At 39.0% G+C, this 19,183-nt stretch carries 11 protein-coding genes; 5 read left to right on the top strand and 6 right to left on the bottom strand.

What is annotated here, in order from left to right:
- Positions 1-168 precede the first annotated feature (168 nt).
- The 6 genes from dapB to BM130_RS13200 form a co-directional block, all read right to left on the bottom strand.
- The gene (gene dapB, locus BM130_RS13230; protein WP_010527455.1) at positions 169-888 is read right to left on the bottom strand and encodes a 4-hydroxy-tetrahydrodipicolinate reductase; all 720 of its coding nucleotides are present in this window, start codon (positions 886-888) and stop codon (positions 169-171) included.
- A gap of 742 nt (positions 889-1,630) precedes the next feature.
- Positions 1,631-1,984 carry a 50S ribosomal protein L20 gene (rplT, locus tag BM130_RS13225; RefSeq protein ID WP_010527454.1) on the bottom strand — a complete coding sequence of 118 codons (354 nt, stop codon included), beginning with the start codon at positions 1,982-1,984 and terminating at the stop codon, positions 1,631-1,633.
- 104 nt (positions 1,985-2,088) lie between these two features.
- Complete coding sequence (rpmI, locus tag BM130_RS13220; RefSeq protein WP_437438455.1) at positions 2,089-2,277, bottom strand: 50S ribosomal protein L35; 189 nt, start codon at positions 2,275-2,277, stop codon at positions 2,089-2,091.
- A gap of 34 nt (positions 2,278-2,311) precedes the next feature.
- Positions 2,312-2,809: a translation initiation factor IF-3 gene (gene infC, locus BM130_RS13215; RefSeq protein ID WP_138956880.1), complete on the bottom strand. Its 498-nt coding sequence runs from the start codon at positions 2,807-2,809 to the stop codon at positions 2,312-2,314.
- A gap of 286 nt (positions 2,810-3,095) precedes the next feature.
- Positions 3,096-5,033, bottom strand: a complete 1,938-nt coding sequence (thrS, locus tag BM130_RS13210; protein WP_010527451.1) for a threonine--tRNA ligase — start codon at positions 5,031-5,033, stop codon at positions 3,096-3,098.
- 1,093 nt (positions 5,034-6,126) lie between these two features.
- Complete coding sequence (locus BM130_RS13200; protein ID WP_010527449.1) at positions 6,127-7,320, bottom strand: ATP-binding protein; 1,194 nt, start codon at positions 7,318-7,320, stop codon at positions 6,127-6,129.
- Positions 7,321-9,460: 2,140 nt separating this feature from the next.
- On the opposite strand from BM130_RS13200, the gene BM130_RS13190 reads away from it, so the two are divergent.
- The 5 genes from BM130_RS13190 to BM130_RS13170 all read left to right on the top strand — a co-directional run bounded on the left by BM130_RS13190 (position 9,461) and on the right by BM130_RS13170 (position 19,012).
- The gene (locus tag BM130_RS13190; protein WP_010527447.1) at positions 9,461-12,631 is read left to right on the top strand and encodes a SusC/RagA family TonB-linked outer membrane protein; all 3,171 of its coding nucleotides are present in this window, start codon (positions 9,461-9,463) and stop codon (positions 12,629-12,631) included.
- Between the two features lie 19 nt (positions 12,632-12,650).
- Positions 12,651-14,258 (top strand): RagB/SusD family nutrient uptake outer membrane protein, encoded by a 1,608-nt coding sequence (locus tag BM130_RS13185; RefSeq protein ID WP_010527446.1) that lies wholly within the window; start codon positions 12,651-12,653, stop codon positions 14,256-14,258.
- 31 nt (positions 14,259-14,289) lie between these two features.
- Positions 14,290-15,213, top strand: coding sequence for a hypothetical protein (locus BM130_RS13180; protein WP_138956879.1), 924 nt, complete (start codon positions 14,290-14,292; stop codon positions 15,211-15,213).
- A gap of 1,309 nt (positions 15,214-16,522) precedes the next feature.
- Positions 16,523-17,242 carry a DUF4469 domain-containing protein gene (locus BM130_RS13175; protein ID WP_010527444.1) on the top strand — a complete coding sequence of 240 codons (720 nt, stop codon included), beginning with the start codon at positions 16,523-16,525 and terminating at the stop codon, positions 17,240-17,242.
- Between the two features lie 1,395 nt (positions 17,243-18,637).
- Positions 18,638-19,012: a type II toxin-antitoxin system VapC family toxin gene (locus BM130_RS13170; protein ID WP_010527443.1), complete on the top strand. Its 375-nt coding sequence runs from the start codon at positions 18,638-18,640 to the stop codon at positions 19,010-19,012.
- Positions 19,013-19,183: the final 171 nt, after the last annotated feature.

The following is a 19,183-nucleotide window of genomic DNA, read 5'->3' as shown; positions in this document are numbered from 1 at the left end:
AAAAAACAAGGTTTTGTCCGGTTGTTAATTGATTTTTGTTTCAGTTTTTAGTGATTTTGGTTAAGTATTTAAGTCCCATAAAAAGTTTATTGACCGCATAGGCTAAAAGCCCAATAAACCATTGCTAAAATTAGGAAACAAATTATTGATAAAAGCCATCAATACAGACTAAAATTTTAACATATCTTTCATGGTAAGAAAGCCTTTGTTATTGATGGTAAATTCGGCGGCAAGAACCGCGCCAAGAGCGAAGCCTTTTCGAGATTTGGCACTATGATGAATGGTGATTTCGTCGATTTCCGATTCATATTTTACGGTATGAATTCCGGGTATGTCACCTTCGCGTTTGGCTTTTATCAACAGGTCGGTATCTGTGTCGGTTTTATCGAGTTTCCAGTCTTTTTTTCGGTCTATATTATCAATGATGTCCTGAGCCAGCGATATGGCAGTGCCACTGGGAGCATCCAACTTTTGAGTATGATGTACTTCGGTAATTTCCACATCATATTCATCGCGGTCATTCATAATTTGTGCAAGGCGACGATTCAGTTCGAACAAGATATTAACCCCGATACTAAAATTAGATGCATAGAAAAAAGTTTGTTGATTGTTGCTACACGCTTTTTTTATCTCGGGTAGTTTATCGAGCCATCCGGTAGTACCTGAAACAACCGGCTTGTTATATTCAAAACATTTCAAATAATTGGAAAAAGCTACCCTGGGAGCGGTAAATTCAATGGCAACATCAGCTGATTGAAATCCGCCGTCGTCAAAGCTTTCACCCGTAGCAGCCGGGTCGATGCGTGCAACGATTTCATGTCCGCGTGATTGTGCCACTTTTTCTATTTCTTTTCCCATTTTTCCATATCCAATTAATGCTATTTTCATGTCGGAGTGCTTTTGTGGTCTTATAATTATTAAAATATATTTTAAATGTCTGTTTTAATGCTGAGATAAAACCCTTAAGGTTGTGCTTAATATATCTGTTTTTGTTCAATTATTATCATGCTGGTTCCTTTCGGTGATATTTATAAAAATATAATCTACCGGAGACAAAGATAGCAAAATACTCCTGGATTTATTTTTAAGTATTTACGGGAGATTTCAATTTTTTTATCTTCAGGAAGGAAGCCGGAAACAAATATCCTCGCTCACCCCCCAACCCTCTGAAGGGGGTGCGCCGGCCCGCGGAAGCCGGAAGCCAATTAGGCCATTGGGTCATTAGGCTATTAGACACGGAGTCCGAAGGACTCCCATGTTTATAGCTTAGATGCAACAAACCAGAGGTCAGAAGCCAGAGGCCAGAGGTCAGAAGCTAGAAGCCAGATGTCAGAAGCCAGATGCCAGATGCCAGAAAAAAGATATATGTGGATATAAATTGCATGCTGCAAAATCAGCCTAATAGCCTAACGGCCTAATAGCCTAATGGCCTATTGGCCCAACGGTCTAACAGCCTAATAGCCTAATAGCCTAATAGCCTAATAGCCCAGCGACCTAATGGCCTATTGGCCTAACAACCTAACGGCCTAACAGCCTAATGGTCTGATAACCTATTGACCTTAAATATTTTATATAAAAAACCTCGTACTTTTAAGGAGCACGAGGTTTTAAGAAACATTATCTGAAGTCTTTAGTTCTTGTTCAAAGCTTTTTTCACCACCGCTTTAAAGGCTTCGGGGTGATTAACCGCCAGGTCGGCCAGTACTTTTCGGTTAATTTCTATGTTTTGTTGTTTCATGAGTCCCATCAGGCGGCTGTAAGAAATACCTTCGAGTCTTGCGGCAGCGTTGATACGCTGAATCCAGAGGGACCGGAAATTACGTTTTTTGGCTTTGCGGTCGCGATACGCATAAAGCATTGCTTTTTCCCATGCGTTTTTGGCTACGGTCCACACATTTTTACGACGACCGAAATAGCCTTTGGTGAGTTTCATCACCTTTTTTCTTCGTGCTCTTGAAGCAACAGCATTTACTGATCTAGGCATTTTTTTACTGTTTTTTAGAATGGTTAGCGTCCTCTATGGCGAGGAACTTTTGAGCTAAGTCATTCAGGTTAAACGATAATAGAATTAAATTACGAAACGGAAGATTACTTCATTCCAAGTAATATCTTGACGTTATTGCGGTCGGCTTGATGTACCTCCCCAAAATAAGTCAAATTCCGTTTCCTTTTTTTCGCTTTTTTCGTCAGGATGTGACTTTTAAAAGCGTGTTTCCGCTTAATTTTTCCGGTGCCGGTCAGCACAAACCGTTTCTTGGCACTGGAATTTGTTTTCATTTTTGGCATCGTTCAATATATTTGAAATTACAAATTATTTCTTCTTTTTGGGTGCCAGGAACATGGTCATGCGTTTTCCTTCCAGACGAGGCAATTGCTCTACTTTTCCCACCTCTTCCAGGTCTTGGGCTAAACGCAGCAATAATATTTCGCCTTTATCTTTAAACAGAATACTTCGACCCTTAAAAAAGACATAGGCTTTTACTTTATCGCCGTCTCTAAGGAATTTTTCGGCATGCTTCAATTTAAAGTTGTAATCATGGTCGTCGGTATTAGGTCCGAATCGCACCTCTTTAACCGTGACCTGCGCAAGCTTTTGCTTCTGTTCCTTTTGTCTTTTTTTCTGTTGATAGAGAAACTTTTGATAATCAATAATCCGACAAACGGGCGGATCGGCATTTGGGGATATTTCTACCAAATCCAGTTCCATTTCATCAGCCAGTTTTAAGGCTTCCCTTGTCGGATAAATTCCTGGTTCGTCAATGTTATCTCCCACCAAACGCACCTGTGGTACAGAAATTTGATGGTTTATCCTGTACCGTATTTCATCTTTGGCATTACGTCCGGTATGTGTTCTTGGTCTTCCTATATCTAAATCCTCCTTTATTTTAGTTAGACATTTATTTATCTATAAAATTCAAAAGTAAGTTTTATTTGCTTTGCAAAAAAATAATTATTTGCTGCAAAAATAAACTTAATTGAATTACCACACGTGATTTATGGCAATTTTTTATCTGTATTAACTTAAAAATCTGTTATTGCAACGCTTAACCACTGGACTTCGTCAGGCCGGCTTTGCACTTTTTAAGTGACAAACCTTATTGGGCGAGCTCTTTTTGTTCTTCTTCATGAATGAACTTAATAAAGTCATCAATGGTCATCACCCCTTTATCACCTTGGCCCTGACGACGCACCGAAACGAGGTTTTCGCCGGCTTCTTTTTCGCCTACAATTAACAGGTAAGGGATGCGCTTGAGTTCATTGTCGCGTATCTTTTTACCTATCTTTTCGTTACGGTCGTCAATCACTGCGCGAATATCGGAATTATTCAGCAAATTTAAAACATTTTTTGCGTAATCGTTATATTTTTCACTTATAGGCAGGATAACTGCCTGTTCGGGTGTGAGCCATAGCGGGAATTTTCCGGCCGTATGTTCTATTAATACCGCAACAAAGCGTTCCATGCTGCCAAACGGGGCACGGTGAATCATTATAGGTCTGTGAGGTTGGTTATCTTCGCCAATGTATTCCAGCTCAAAGCGTTCCGGAAGGTTGTAGTCAACCTGTATGGTTCCCAGCTGCCATTTACGACCGATGGCATCGCGAATCATAAAATCAAGCTTCGGACCGTAAAAGGCTGCTTCTCCAAGTTCTTCTACGGTTTGAAGGCCTTTTTCCCGGCAAGCTTCTATGATGGCTTGTTCGGCTTTTTCCCAATTTTCATCGCTCCCGATGTATTTTTCCTTATTATCGGGGTCGCGCAGCGATATCTGTGCTGTATACTCTTTAAAGTCTAATGCTTTAAAGATGTAAAAGATGATATCGATAACTTTTTTAAACTCATCTTTTAACTGGTCGGGACGACAAAAAATGTGGGCATCGTCTTGCGTAAAACCACGTACCCTGGTCAAACCGTGTAGTTCTCCGCTTTGTTCGTAACGATAAACCGTGCCAAATTCTGCTAATCGAAGGGGCAGGTCACGGTACGACCGTGGTTTTACCTTGTAAATTTCGCAATGGTGCGGGCAATTCATGGGTTTGAGCAGGAATTCTTCATTTTCGTTTGGGGTTTTAATGGGTTGAAACGAGTCGGCACCATATTTGGCATAATGGCCCGAAGTTTCGTACAACTCTTTTTGTCCGATATGCGGTGTAATAACCTGCTCGTAACCGTATTTTACCTGCACTTTCTTTAAAAAGTTTTCCAGCCGCTCACGCAATTTGGCACCTTTAGGTAGCCACAAGGGTAGTCCCTGACCTACGCGTTGCGAGAAAGCAAACAGTTCCAGCTCTTTCCCCAGCTTTCGGTGATCCCTCTTTTGTGCTTCTTCCAGCTTTTGTAGATATTCATCCAGCATTTTTTGTTTTGGGAAAGATATACCGTAAATACGGGTCAGCTGTTTGCGTTTTTCATCTCCACGCCAATATGCTCCCGCAATACTAAGCAGTTTGATGGCTTTGATAGGAGCCGTACTGGGCAGGTGAGGGCCTCGACATAGGTCCGTGAAATTACCCTGTTGATAGAACGTGATTGTTCCATCTTCCAACTCACTTAGCAGTTCCACTTTATAGGGGTCGCCTTTGGCTTCGAAATATTGTAAAGCTTCCTGTTTCGGCACTTCCCGACGCTTATATTCTTCTTTTTGTCGGGCAAGCTCTATCATCTTTTTTTCTATTTTGGGAAGGTCGGCATCGGTAATGGTTTGTTCTCCTGTATCCACATCATAGTAGAAACCGTTTTCGATGGCAGGGCCAATGCCGAACTTTATGCCCGGATAAAGGGCTTCCAATGCTTCGGCCATCAAATGGGCCGATGAGTGCCAGAAAGCATGTTTTCCTTCGGCATCTTCCCACTTATGAAGTTTAATTTTGGCATCTTCATTTATCGGCCGATGAAGATCGTACAACTGATCATTCACCGTTATGGCCAGCACTTCTTTAGCCAGACGGGGGCTAATGTCGCGGGCTATTTCCAGGCCCGTTATGCCGGCCGGATACTCTCGAACCGATTCATCTGGTAATGTTATTTTTATCATCGGATAGTTTTTATTGCTTATATATTATTATAGTATGACTCGCAAAGATAGTGATAATATAGAACGATGCAAAAGGGATTTCAGAAGCCGGAAGCCAGAAGCCAGAAGCTAGAAGCTAGAAGCCAGAAAAAAGATAAATGTGGATATAAATAGATATAGTTAGAAATATGATAGAAATAAATTGTTTAGTGCAAATGGCCTAACATTCTATTGTCTATCGGCCCAATGGCCTATTAACCTAATAGCCTATTGGCCTAACAACCTAACGGCCCATTGGCCTATCAGCCTAACGGCCTATTCCAGCCCCGGAGGGGCGGCAGAAAGATAGATCAGAGGCAAACACCCCCGCTCACCCCCCAACCCACTGAAGGGGGAGAACCGGCCCGCGGAAGCCGGAAGCCAATTAGGCCATTGGGCCAATAGGCTATTAGGCTATAAGATACGGAGTCCGAAGGACTCCCATGTTTATAGCTTAGATGCAACAAACCAGAAGCCGGAAACCAGATGCCAGAAACCAGAAGCCAGAAAAAAGATATATGTGGATATAAATAGATATAGGTAGAAATATGATAGATATAAATTGTTTGGTGCAAATGGCCTAACATTCTATTGTCTATCGGCCCAATGGCCTATTAACCTAATAGCCTATTGGCCTAACAACCTAACGGCCCATTGGCCTATCAGCCTAACGGCCTATTCCAGTCCCGGAGGGGCGGCAGAAAGATAGATCAGAGGCAATCACCCTCGTTCACCCCCCAACCCTCTGAAGGGGGAGAACCGGCCCGCGGAAGCCGGAAGCCAATTAGGCCATTGGGCCAATAGGCTATTAGGCTATAAGATACGGAGTCCGAAGGACTCCCATGTTTATAGCTTAGATGCAACAAACCAGAAGCTAGAAACCAGAAGCCAGAAGCTAGAAGCTAGAAACCAGAAGCTAGAAAATAAGATATATGTGGATATAAATAGATATAGGTAGAAATATGATAGATATAAATTGTTTGGTGCAAATTTAGTCTTACATTCTATTGCCTAATGGCCTATTAGCCTATCGGCCCAATAGCCTACCCGCCTAATGGCCTGTCAGGCATAACTATTATGGCCTGTTCACTTCTGCTTGTTTTACAATTGTATTTATATTAAGCTTTTGCCATGCGAGCAAGTTCCCATTTGCAGTTTTAATATTTTGGTTGCCGTTGTAAATCACGAAAAGGTCGTTTATGGGTGTTTCTGAAAGTTTACTCCATTTTTTAAGGTTACTGAAATACTGTGGTGTTAGGGTTTTTCCTGATTTGATTTCAATAGCTATTGACCTGTTGTTGAATTCTATGATTAAATCTATTTCATTACCGGTTTTATCGCGCCAGAACGAGAAGGGAGGGACCATACCCCGGTGAGTAAAGAATTTGAAAAACTCATTTATTACCAGGTTTTCAAACAGCGCACCCCGATGGTAATGGTTAATGAGTTGTTCTGACGAAGTTAGTGATAATAGTGAACAAGCCAGACCTGTATCATGAAAATATAGTTTGGGAGTTTTAACTACTCTTTTGGAATAATTTTTATGATTGGGCGGCAAAAGATAAATTACATAACTGGCTTCCAGTACCGATATCCACTGCTGGGCGGTGGATACTGCTATATCACAATCATTTGCTAATGACGAGAGGTTTAGAAGCTGACCTATACGGCCGGCACACAATTTTATAAAACGCACAAATTTGTTCAAATTGCCTATATTCTTTATTTGTTGAACGTCTCGTTCTATATATGTTTGTAGATAATAGGGATAGAAGTCGGTAGGAAATATTTTTTTGTCGTACAAACGTGGATAACTACCGTTAAAGATTTCTATGTCTGTATTTGGGTCGACGAGAGAAACGGTACGCATTTCTTCATGAGAAAAGGGAAGCAACTTTAAGATAGCGGTTCGTCCGGCTAGCGACTGACTGATTTTTTGCATTAATAAAAAATTATGAGAACCTGCCAGTAGGTATAACCCTTCCCGGTTTTGGCGGTCAACATGGGTTTGGAGATAAGAAAACAATGACGGCACTCGTTGAACTTCATCCAATATGGTTTTTTCGGGATACGTTTCTAGAAAGCTTCTTGGATCTTCTTCTGCGAAAAGGCGAATATCCGGATCTTCAAGTGATACATAAGCATAATCAGGAAAACTCTTTTGTAATAAAGTTGATTTCCCCGATTGTCGCGGTCCCGTGAGGGTGATCACCGGATACTTTAATGACAGTTCCTTGATTTTTTTTTCGATAGTCCTTGGTATATACATTTTTAAGGTTTTAGTCTTCTAATTCACATTTAATTCCATTAAAATCACTTATTCTATGACAGGTGCAATTCCGCTTATCTGTTCGATTGAATTTTTACAAATTATTTTACGCTTATAAAAGATTTCGGACAAATTTACGATTGAAAAATAAATTTGGCAAAATGATTTCAGAAGCCGGAAGCCAAAAGACAGAGGTCAGAAGCTAGAGGCCAGAAGTCAGAAATAACAAGAGGATATAAGTTGATATAAATGGAAATATAGTAGATATAAATATCTAAGGGTCTATTGACCTATCGGCCTATTGGCCTAATATCACTCTGTGAAACACTGTGTTACCTCTGTGTGACTCTGTGAAATAATAAATTACACAGAGTATCACAGAGGACTTCACAGTGTAACACAGTGGAAATAACTGAGAGTTTTATGATATAAATAGAGATCAGAAGCCAGAAATTAGAAGTTAGATATATATTAAATTTATGTTGATATAAATAGATAAAAATAGCCTATCTGCCTAACAACCTATTGGCCTAATGGCCTAGTGGCGCCAGCCCCGGAGGGGCGGCAGAAAGATAGATCAGAGGCAAATACCCCCGCTCACCCCCCAACCCCCTGAAGCGGGAGAACCGGCCGCAGAGGCCGGAAGCCGGAAGCCAATTAGGCCATTGGGCCAATAGGCTATTAGGTTATTAGATACGGAGTCCGAAGGACTTCCATGTTTATAGATTAGATGCAACAAAGCAGATGCCAGAAACCAGAAGCCAGAAGCTAGAAGCTAGAAACCAGAAGCCAGAAGCTAGAAGCTAGAAACCAGAAGCTAGAAAAAAGATATATGTGGATATAAATAGATATAGGTAGAAATATGATAGATATAAATTGTTTGGTGCAAATGGCCTAACATTCTATTGTCTATCGGCCCAATGGCCTATTAACCTAATAGCCTATTGGCCTAACAACCTAACGGCCCATTGACCTATCAGCCTATCGGCCTTTATTGTCAGCCCCGGAGAGGCGGCAGAAAGGTAGACCATAGGCAACCCCCCCCGCTCACCCCCCAATCCCCTGAAGCGGGAGAACCGGCCCGCAGAAGCCAGAGGCCAGAAGCCAATTAGGCCATTGGGCCAATAGGCCATTAGGCTATTAGATACGGAGTCCGAAGGACTCCCATGTTTATAGCTTAGATGCAACAAACCAGAGGTCAGAAGCCAGAGGCCAGAAGCCAGAAGCTAGAAGCCAGAAGCCAGAAGCCAGAAGCCAGAAGCCGGAAACCAGAGGCCAGAGGCCAGATGCCAGAGGCTAACGGTCAGAAACCACATAAAAAGATATAAGTAGAAATAAGATAGAAATATAATAGATATAAATTGTATGATGTAAAAAATGCCTAACAACCTATAGCCTAATAGCCTAACAGCCTAACGACCTAACGACCTAATGGCCTATTAGCCTAACGGCCTAACGGCCCATTGGCCTATTAGCCTATTGACCTAACCGCCTATTGACCTAACCGCCTATTGGCCTAATATCTCTATTGTTAAAAAATGTCAAAAGTTCTCTCTGCCTCAATAATGACTCATAAACTATTTTTTGATGACCAAGGATTCTCCGCTAAACACTGAATACTATTCACTATTGCCTATTAAATATTCATTAATAACCATATTTTTTTCAAAGCATGGATATTTCCAGTTAATTTCCTTTTTGAGGGTTATAATTTAAAAATGAACTTTGCTGTTACTCAATGTTGGTTTATTGTGGGGATTGTTTTTTGAAAAAAGATAAAAAATAATATTGACCCCCTCTTTTTTGGGGGATAAAAAGAAAAAATATTACTTTTGCAATTGACAATAGGAGAGGTGAGAGGGGCAAAGGCTGATAAAAATCAAAAAAAAATACCTTAGGTTATTTTTTGAAAGCAAAAAGTTCTATCTTTGTAACAGAATTTCGATTTAATCCCATCCTCTCTTAAGAAAAGATCGAAATCACCATGATAAATGTCATTATTTGTCTGATGCCGGGATTTTTTGTGGTAGAAAATTGATGTTAATATTATTGAATAATCCAAAATATTTATTAATTTGGATGTGTTTTTGATTTTTATTAATAATTGTTGTTCTATTTTTTAATTTTAAACCTTTAATCTATGAAGAAAGTACTTTTAGCGCTTTCGTTCCTTACGGTTATCGGGTTGGGTCATTTGTTCGTCCAAAGCCGAACCGTCACGGGAACTGTTACGGGAAGTGAAGATGGTATGCCCATCCCGGGTGTATCCGTTTTCGTTAAAGGAACTACTGTAGGTACTGTTACCCAACCGGATGGTACTTACTCTTTACGCGTACCTGAAGACGCTCAAACCATCGTCTTCTCTTTCGTCGGTATGCAAACTCAGGAAATACCCTATACCGGCCAATCTACCATCGACGTTCAGCTGGAGAGTGATGCCCAGTTGGTGGATGAAATTGTTGTGGTAGCGTATGGTACTTCAACAAAAGGTTCGTTTACCGGATCTGCGGCTGAAATTGATGCTGAAGTTATTGAAAAAAGACAGGTTGCTAATGTATCCAATGCTCTTTCAGGAACTGTTGCAGGGGTACAGGTTTTAAGTAATAACGGTCAACCCGGTACTGAGGCCACTGTACGTATTAGAGGTGTTGGGTCCATTAATGCAGGAACCTCTCCATTATATGTTGTTGATGGAATTCCTTTTGATGGAGATTTATCTTCTTTAAATCCTGCCGATATTGAATCCATTACTGTATTGAAAGATGCCGCATCTACCGCATTGTATGGAGCTCGTGGAGCCAATGGAATTATAATGATTACTACTAAAAAAGGTTCTGGTAAACCGAGGATTAGTTTCGATGCGAAATATGGTGTGAATTCGCGGGCTGTTGAAAATTATGAAGTTATGACCAGCCCGAAGAATTATATGGAAACAGTTTATAAGGCAATATATAATGCCGGTATCTATAATTTGGGCTATTCGCCTATTGATGCTCATATTTATGCCAATAACAAAATTACCGGCGAAGCAGAAGGTGGTATTGGTTATCAGATTTATACTGTGCCTGATGGTGAATATTTAATTGGAACTAATGGATTTTTAAATCCAAATGCTAAGTTAGGTTATAGTGATGGAACATATTACTATATTCCCGACGATTGGGCTGATGAAACTTTCCAAAACAATCCCAGACAAGAGTATAATCTTTCTATTTCAGGTGGGTCGGATAAACAAACTTATTATCTTTCTTTTAGCTTTCTGGATGACCAAGGTGTTGTTTCAGGTTCAGGATTTCAACGTTTCTCCGGACGTTTTAGTGGCGACCATCAAGTAAATGATTGGCTTAAAGTTGGAGCAAGTGTAAATTACAATAATATTGAAAGCAACTATCCTGATGAGCAAACAGAAACCAATTCTAGTGGAAATGCTTTCTTTATTGCCAACTACATTGCGCCCATTTACCCTCTGTACGTACGTGATGCTGCATCTAAATCAATAATGTATAATAACGGACGTAAAGTTTATGACTATGGAGATGGTGTGAGCACCAATTTTTCAAGGACATTTATGTCTATCGCCAATCCGTCCGGTGATTTGACTTATAATAAAACCGATTATTTGATGGATATTATCAATAGCAGTTGGTATGCTGAGGTTTCGCCAATGCGGGGACTGAAGTTGACGGCCAAATATGGTATACACATTGATAATACCAAATACAGTGATTTGGGTAATGCTTATATGGGGCAAAGTTCATCTTATGGAGGTACCGCCTATCAGGAGCAAACTCGCGTTTATGGTTTCGACCAACAGTATGTCGCTTTTTATCAATTTAATGTAAATGATTTGCATCAGTTCGACATTACGGCTGGTTATGACGGTTATCAGTATAGTACAGAGGATTTGTATGCAATGGGACAAAATTTGTATAATCCCGAAAGTTACTATATAAGTAATGCTATTGATAACTTATCAGGAGGAGGGACAAAAGATACCTATGCAACTGAAGGTATTTTTACTCGTGTAAATTATTCCTATAGAGATACATATTTTGGAAATATCGCTTATCGTAGAGACGCTTCTTCCAGATTTAGTCCTGACAATCGTTGGGGTGATTTCTGGTCTGCCAGTGTCGCATGGATGATAAGTAAAGAATCTTTTATGGCATCTGTTGATTGGATCGATATGCTGAAATTGAAAGCATCTTACGGAGAACAAGGAAACGATAATATCGGTAATTACTATGCCTATTTGGATCAATATAAAATGACCGGTGCCGATGGTGTTTTTTCAGATGGAACGCTTGATTATAAAGGAAATCCTGATATAACTTGGGAGACATCTACTTCGTATAACGTTGGTTTTGATTTTAGTATGTTTCGCAACCGGATGAGTGGAAATATTGAATATTTTGGACGTCAGTCCAAGGATATGCTTTATTATAAACCGGTGGCAGGTAGTAACGGCTATACTTCTATTCCTATGAATATTGGTTCAATGACCAATTCCGGATTAGAAATTGACCTTGGTTATAATATTTTAAATCTTAGGGATTTGACCTGGTCCATTAATGCTAATGCCACTTTCATTAAGAATAAAATTAATGAGTTACATCCAGATTTGAATGGTGAGCTGATTGATGGTACCCGAATTTATAAGGAAGGGGAATCCATGTACCATTTTTACATGGTAGATTATGCAGGGGTTGATCCGGAGACAGGCTTGGCATTGTACTGGGCCGAAGATGAAGAAGGGAATCCTATCAAGACCTCAGATTATTCTGTAGCTGAACAGTACAAAGTTATGACTGATGATTTGCTTCCCGCCGTTTATGGAGGTTTTGGAACTTCTGTTGAGGCATATGGTATTGATGCGTCTATTCAATGTGCTTATCAGTTGGGTGGTAAAATTTATGATTCCGGTTATCGGCGGTTAATGCATAGCGGCATGTCTAGCTATGCAGGTAATAATTGGCATAAAGATATCTACAAAGCCTGGACACCGGAAAATCCCAATACTGATGTGCCTCGTTTGAATGCAAATGACAAATATGCCAATGCTACTTCTACTCGTTTTATTACTAGTTCTGATTATTTGAGTATTAATAATATTACGGTTGGTTATACCATTCCTGAAAATTTGATCAGAAGTTTAAATATTGAAAAGCTTCGGATTTATTTTAGCGCTGATAATGTTGCTTTGTTGAGTAGCAGAAAAGGGTTAGACCCTCGTCAAAGCTTTACATCTGCTACAACAGCCCGTTATACTCCTATAAGAACCATTTCTGGAGGAATTAATCTGGTGTTTTAATTATTAATCAAGAAGAATTATGAATAGAAAATATATAATAGCTTTATTCTTTCCGGCTCTCTTGAGTTTTATAGGATGTGAGGATAATTTAGATACCAAGCCGGATGGCGACATTGTTACCTCGGAACAAAAAGAAGAGGTAGTTGCTAATGACCCTAAAAAAGCTGAAGCCAGTGTAAATGCCGTTTTTGCACAGTTTAGTCAGTATATGCCTAATTACGATGCTTTTGGGGATGTTGAGCGTCATAATGATTTTGGTTATCCTTCCATTATGCTTTTTACTGACGCTAATGGTTATGATGTAATAAGTGATGACAATGGTTATAACTGGACTGGTAATAGTCTTGAATTTTCTGATCGTGTTTATACTTCGTATGAAAGTCAGATGGTATGGAATGATATGTATGCTATAATTAGGGCTACTAACAACGTTATAGGTGCTATATCATCCGATACTGAAGATGCTACTTCCAAATTTTACCTGGCCCAGGGTTTAGCTACCAGAGCTTTTAGTTATTGGGTTTTGGCACAACTTTATCAATTTAACTATGTGGGCAATGAAACTGAGCCTTGTGTCCCAATTATTACTCCTGAAAATATCGATATTGCAGCAATTGATGGTGTAAGAAGGTCTACCGTAAAGGAGGTTTATGATTTAATCAATAGTGATTTGAATACTGCTATTGGATTGTTGGAAGATGCAGAAAGCGAAGGGGTTACAAGGGCTGATAAGCGCTATATTAGTTTGGCTGTAGCATATGGTTTGCGTGCACGAGTTAATTTAACCATGCAAAAATGGTCAGAAGCTGCTCAGGACGCACAGAGTGCTATCGATCATTCAGAGGCTACACCGGCCAGTATAGATGATGTTAGCAAACCGGCATTTTGGTCGGCTGATGAATCTAACTGGATGTGGGGTATTATTATTGCTGAAACGGATCGTGTAGTTACCTCCGGTATTGTTAACTGGATTTCTCACATGGGCTCATTGAATTATGGATATGCCTGGTATTCTAAAGGAAAACAAATTAATAAAATTCTGTATGAGTCTATTAATTCCAGTGATATAAGAAAAGGTTGGTGGTTGGATGAGAATAGTACCTCTGCCAATTTGACTGATGAAGCACAAGCCGTTATAGATAAATATAGCTTTGCTCCCTATACGCAAGTTAAATTCGCACCCTACAAAGAAGAAGTGGCGACTTCTACCAATGCCAATGATATCCCACTGATGAGAATTGAAGAGATGTATCTCATTTTAGCTGAAGCTCAAGCAATGAGTGGAGGTGATGGAGCCACAACTCTTGAAAACTTCATTAAAGAATATCGTGATCCTGATTATGTATGTGAAGCATCCTCACCTGAAGAAATTCAAAAAGAGGTGTTTAGGCATAGAAGAATTGAATTGTGGGGTGAAGGATTAAACTGGTTCGATGTGATGCGTTTAAAAACAGGGGTAGATCGTCGTGGTGCAGGTTATCCTAATGCCACAATGGTATTTAATATTGCTCCCGATGATCCTATTTTGTTATGGCGTATTCCAGAAGCTGAAATTCAGGCTAATCCAGGGTTAACGGATGGAGATAATAACCCGGCTACTCCATTACCTACGCCAGTTGAAGAATAATTATTTTAACCTAATTATTATTTTTTTGGTTATGAAGAAAAATAAAATATTAATAACACTTTTAGCTCTTATAACTTTTACTTTTGGAGCTTGTAGTGATTATGAAGATACAGAAGAGGTAAGTCCTAGTGTTTCTAAGGATAATCCCGAAGTTAGATTTGATTTTGATAATCCTACAACTTTTGAATTTGATCCTGCTAGTAATATAGAATTTTCCCTTAGTGTTATACGAAATAATGAGAGTGGGAAACTGGAGGTGCCATTATATGTCCTTCAAAATACTGAAAATAGTTTTGTTTTTCCAGAGTCGATTGTGTTTGAAGATGGTGAGGATACTACGAGTATCACAATTGGGATATCCGATTCGGCTCCAATAGGGGAGGTACTTCCCTTCCAAATTGAAATAGATGAGTCATTTATTAATCCTTATTTAGAAACGACTTATTCTATTTTTGAAGGTGAAGTGGCTATTATTAAATGGAATCAATTAGGAACTGTTCATTTTTATGATTCGTTCTCGTTCTACTCAATTGCTGAAGTTGATTTGGAACAGCGTGATGACATGCCTGAAGTTTATAGAATTAATTCCCCTTATACAGAAGGCATTCTATTGGAAGCCGAATGGGAGGGGTGGATTGGAGGCCCAACTCAAGACAAAATTGTATTTACTGTTGATGGCGACAATGTAACTTGGGAGGGTTTTTGGTATACAAATTTATTATACCAAGGGGTCTCAGGACAATCCATTAAAGCATATTTGCCTTCTGCAATTGGTAAAGAAGGAGATGAGCAAAGTGTTGTTGTTAAAGACGATGATGAGAATATTCTTTATTTTGAACTTTATCCTTCTTTCTATATTGATGGTCTAGGAGGTTTTGGATTGAACCCAGTATTTTTAGGATTTCCTGGTTATGATCTTTCTAGCGTATTAGAATTGCCTGTTTACGAAGATTAAAAAGAATAATTTTTATAGTTGAAGCCTCGGTATTACCGAGGCTTTTTTGTATGTTCCCAATTATAAACAATTTTTTTCTTTATAGAGGAGTAAGTTAAAAATACCTTGTTCTTAACAATTGAATTCCCTGGTAAATTCAAAAGGTTATTTCAATTCTCAATATAGTTTTAAAAAGTATATTTTCCAGTCACGAAATAAGTTCTACTCTGGTTAATTTTACAAAAGGGAAACAATAAAAGTATACTAAAAAAGAGAAGCCCTTATAGATTTTTTTTAAGGGACAATCAAAAGATTTAATAAAAATACAATTAAACCAAAAAAAAGGGTCGCATAACTTTTAGGGCATTATATTGGAACGTGTGATGGGTTTTGAGTTACGAGAATTTCCGGATGCCTCACTAGGGGAAAATGAAATGGTTCTTGCAGAGAAGTTACGGAAATGGTCCTGTATTAGTGTTACGTGCATCTTGGAATCGTTTTTTTATTTCCGACCTAATAAATAACTTCTGATGCCATTCACATAAATGTACCCCTTACAGACGGTTAGCCTAAACCTCTCTTTTAGAGATATGTAAGTTACTCCCATCTGTCAGGAATAATTCCAACCCTCATTAGAAAAAGTATTAATCCGAAATAGAGAATAATTTCTTTAGCATATTAACTAGTTTGGGATAAATCTTTATACAGAAAAAAATTAAACACTGCCATTTTTCAAACTAATTCATACCTCTTTCTAATTCAAAAAACATATACTTATCCTTAATAGCATAAAAAAATCATAAAAAACTATTGACAAAAACAAAAAAATGAAATAAATTTACAATGCTGTTTGGGATGATGGAGTGTGTTGAACTAAAGGTTTTAAGGATTTAGATTAGATGTTTTTTATGGTAATAATGGTTGATTAAATAACATAAGAAAATTAAAAAGTGTAATCCATTAATAGACTCAAAAATATAAATGATAAATCAGAAATGATAAATAATTAAGAAATAAGAGGTACTTACGCGAAATAATTTGTAGGGGTCAGGGGTTGCATAAATAACAAAGAAATAGCCATTACAAAACGTTCTTTAATATAAATAAGGGTGTCGGTAACAGTAAGAAGTAAACCAACCATATAAAAGAATGAAGCGAGGATGATCGACTTAAGTTAGTTACTACTAAGCAAACTAAAACAATTATAAAGAAGGCGTCATTTGAGTTTCATCAGAAAACCGAAACAGAAGATAATACCGGGTAAACTTCAGCTGTACCGTCACGAGTGGTGTCGGAGGTTGAAGAGCCCATTAACCAAAAGTCCCAGGTTATGAAATATGTATTAAATGTACAATTAGGTCCTAATTTCATGACTGAGGATCCGGATGATTATCGGGGGTATGTAGTAACCAATGGTAGTTACAATTTAGACGATGTCATCCGAATGGTTAAAGAAGAAGGTGTAGAGACCTCAGAAGCTACGATTAAGGCTTCTGTAACGCGTGTTAACCGTAAGGCTGCCCAGTTAGCGGTTTCGGGTCACAATGTTAATACGGGGTTGGTTTATTTGCAACCCATGATAAAGGGAAGATTTTATGATACTGTATGGGATCCTGCCAAGCATAGCGTATATGTTGTTGCCACTCAGGGTGCCGACATTCGTGAAGCATTGGCTGATGTAGAGGTTCGAATTTTAGGAGAGAAAGGAGAAGCCATGCAGTTATTTACCATTACCAATTTGGTTAATGGCAATACAGATGGATATTTAACCGGAGGCCGTAATGCTGAAATAAAGGGTAATGCAATAAAGATTGATGGCGAGGATGAAAGCGTTGGTCTCTTTTTTACAAAAACAGATACGAAAGAGGCCGTAAAAATTCCGGAAGAGTTTATTGTTGTAAATGAACCCTCCAGAGTTATTATACTGGTTCCTGATACTCTGGAGCCCGGTGAATATGAAGTTTCTATCACTACTCAGTACGGATATGGCCGTAATTTAAGAAAGACACCCCGTACCAGTATTTTGCCACTTCCGGTAGTGGTTGAATGAAGGATTCTTATCCTTATTTATTTGCTGAATGCTCACAGAGCGGAAAATTAAGGGTATCCTCATAATTTGGTGAAAGATAGCAGCCGGGAAAGCAGTGATTGTTTTTAGTCAATCAGTAAAGCTAAAAGACATGCTTTTTTGGCTGCTTTTTAATTTTTACCAAAGTAGTTGGTTTAAAACCTAAAGGTCTACGCTCATCCCTTAATTCATAAAGGGAAAAATTTTCTTCCCCCTAATCAACAAGCATTGATAATTCTTATTCCCGCAGATGCTGTGATACCTCTGTATTTACTTTATACATGCGATTGCGTCGCATCGAAGCATGCGATTGAGTCGCATCGAAGCATGCGATTGCGTCGCATCGAGGCATGCGATTGCGTCACATCGGGGCATGCGATTGAGTCGCATCGAAGCATGCGATTGCGTCGCATCGAGGCATGCGATTGAGTCGCATCGAGGCATGCGATTGAGTCGCATCGAAGCATGCGATTGCGTCGCATCGAGGCATGCGATTGCGTCACATCGAAGCATGCGATTGGGTCGCATCGAAGCATGCCTTAACTCTTTCCTAATTGATTAGCCATAGAATTGGAGTCACAAGTCGAATAGTGTTAAAATAAGGAAGAAGAATGCCGGGAATATTCATGAAAAGTGGTATACTTTTGATGAATATTAGCAGGCCATTAGGCTATTAGGTCAATAGGCTGATAGGTCATTAGGCTATTAGGCCATTAGGCAATTAGGCTGATTTTGCAGCATACAATTTATATCTATCTTTTATCTACCTATATCTATTTATATCCACATATATCTTTTTTTCTGGCATCTGGCTTCTGGTTTCCGGCTTCCGGTTTGTTGCATATAAGCTATAAACATGGGAGTCCGAAGGACTCCGTATCGCATCGAAAGTCCCAATTGTTTTTTCTCTGTATCTTTGCAGATGGGGTAGGGTAATTACCGGTTTCTATTATTATGGCTGACAGCCTATTCTTCGCTCACCCCCTAACCCCCTAAAGGTGGAACCTCCATCGCACACAACTTCCTAACGGCCTAATCGCCTATCAGCCTAATGGCCTATCAGCCTAATGGCCTAATGGCCTAATGACCCAATGGCCTAATTGGCTTCCGGCCTCTGATTTCTATCCTCTGTCATCCGGGGTCTGTTTGTTAAATAGTAAAAGAGTCATTATGGAAAATTTCGTAACTTTGAGGAAACTAAATGTGTGTGTCTTATGATTATAGAGATTAAAAAACCAATAAGTGCTTCAAAAGTTAGAGAAATAGGGCGTAAATTATCATCCCGAAGGTCTAATCAGAAAACATTCGATCCGAAAAAATATTTTAATACTATCAATTGGAAGGAGAAACCAACAGAAATCCAAAAAAAGATGAGGGATGAATGGGAATAGCATACTGGTGGACTCTAATGTAATTATAGCCCTTACAAATGGTAATAAAGATGTTATCCCTATTCTTAATGACAGAGTAATTTATATTTCCGTTATATCGGAAATGGAACTACTTTCATGGCCTAAAATAAGTGAATATGAAATCTGCATTTTAAAAGAATTGTTCAATGATATTCATATTATTGATTTAAGTGAAAAAATTAAAGAGAAGGCAATATTGATTAGACGAACATATTCATTAAAACTTCCTGATGCCATTATTGCAGCGACATCGATAGTCTACAATATCCCTTTGTTTACGTTCGACAAAGAATTTGCAAAAATTGAAGAATTGGATTTACTGTTAATGCAATTTGATTAAAGGTTAAATCTACCTATATCTATTAATATCTACTTTATTTCCATTTATTTCAACATATTTCTTAATCTGGCCTTCCGGTCTACCATTCTGCCGCCCCTCCGGGGCTGACAATAAAGGCCGATAGGCTGATAGGCCACTAGGCCATTAGGCTGTTTGACCATAGAATGTTAG

The organism is Thermophagus xiamenensis, from assembly GCF_900112795.1.
GTDB classification, from domain to species: domain Bacteria; phylum Bacteroidota; class Bacteroidia; order Bacteroidales; family Marinilabiliaceae; genus Thermophagus; species Thermophagus xiamenensis.
Note: the sequence above shows the minus strand (reverse complement) of the source record. Positions and strands in the feature narration are given on the sequence as shown.

Excerpts from the sequence above, each read along its gene's own strand:
- dapB (WP_010527455.1), bottom strand. The coding sequence starts at position 888 with ATGAAAATAGCATTAATTGGATATGGAAAAATGGGAAAAGAAATAGAA.
- rplT (WP_010527454.1), bottom strand. The coding sequence starts at position 1,984 with ATGCCTAGATCAGTAAATGCTGTTGCTTCAAGAGCACGAAGAAAAAAG.
- rpmI (WP_437438455.1), bottom strand. The coding sequence starts at position 2,277 with ATGAAAACAAATTCCAGTGCCAAGAAACGGTTTGTGCTGACCGGCACC.
- thrS (WP_010527451.1), bottom strand. The coding sequence starts at position 5,033 with ATGATAAAAATAACATTACCAGATGAATCGGTTCGAGAGTATCCGGCC.
- BM130_RS13200 (WP_010527449.1), bottom strand. The coding sequence starts at position 7,320 with ATGTATATACCAAGGACTATCGAAAAAAAAATCAAGGAACTGTCATTA.
- BM130_RS13190 (WP_010527447.1), top strand. The coding sequence starts at position 9,461 with ATGAAGAAAGTACTTTTAGCGCTTTCGTTCCTTACGGTTATCGGGTTG.
- BM130_RS13185 (WP_010527446.1), top strand. The coding sequence starts at position 12,651 with ATGAATAGAAAATATATAATAGCTTTATTCTTTCCGGCTCTCTTGAGT.
- BM130_RS13180 (WP_138956879.1), top strand. The coding sequence starts at position 14,290 with ATGAAGAAAAATAAAATATTAATAACACTTTTAGCTCTTATAACTTTT.
- BM130_RS13175 (WP_010527444.1), top strand. The coding sequence starts at position 16,523 with ATGAAATATGTATTAAATGTACAATTAGGTCCTAATTTCATGACTGAG.
- BM130_RS13170 (WP_010527443.1), top strand. The coding sequence starts at position 18,638 with ATGAATGGGAATAGCATACTGGTGGACTCTAATGTAATTATAGCCCTT.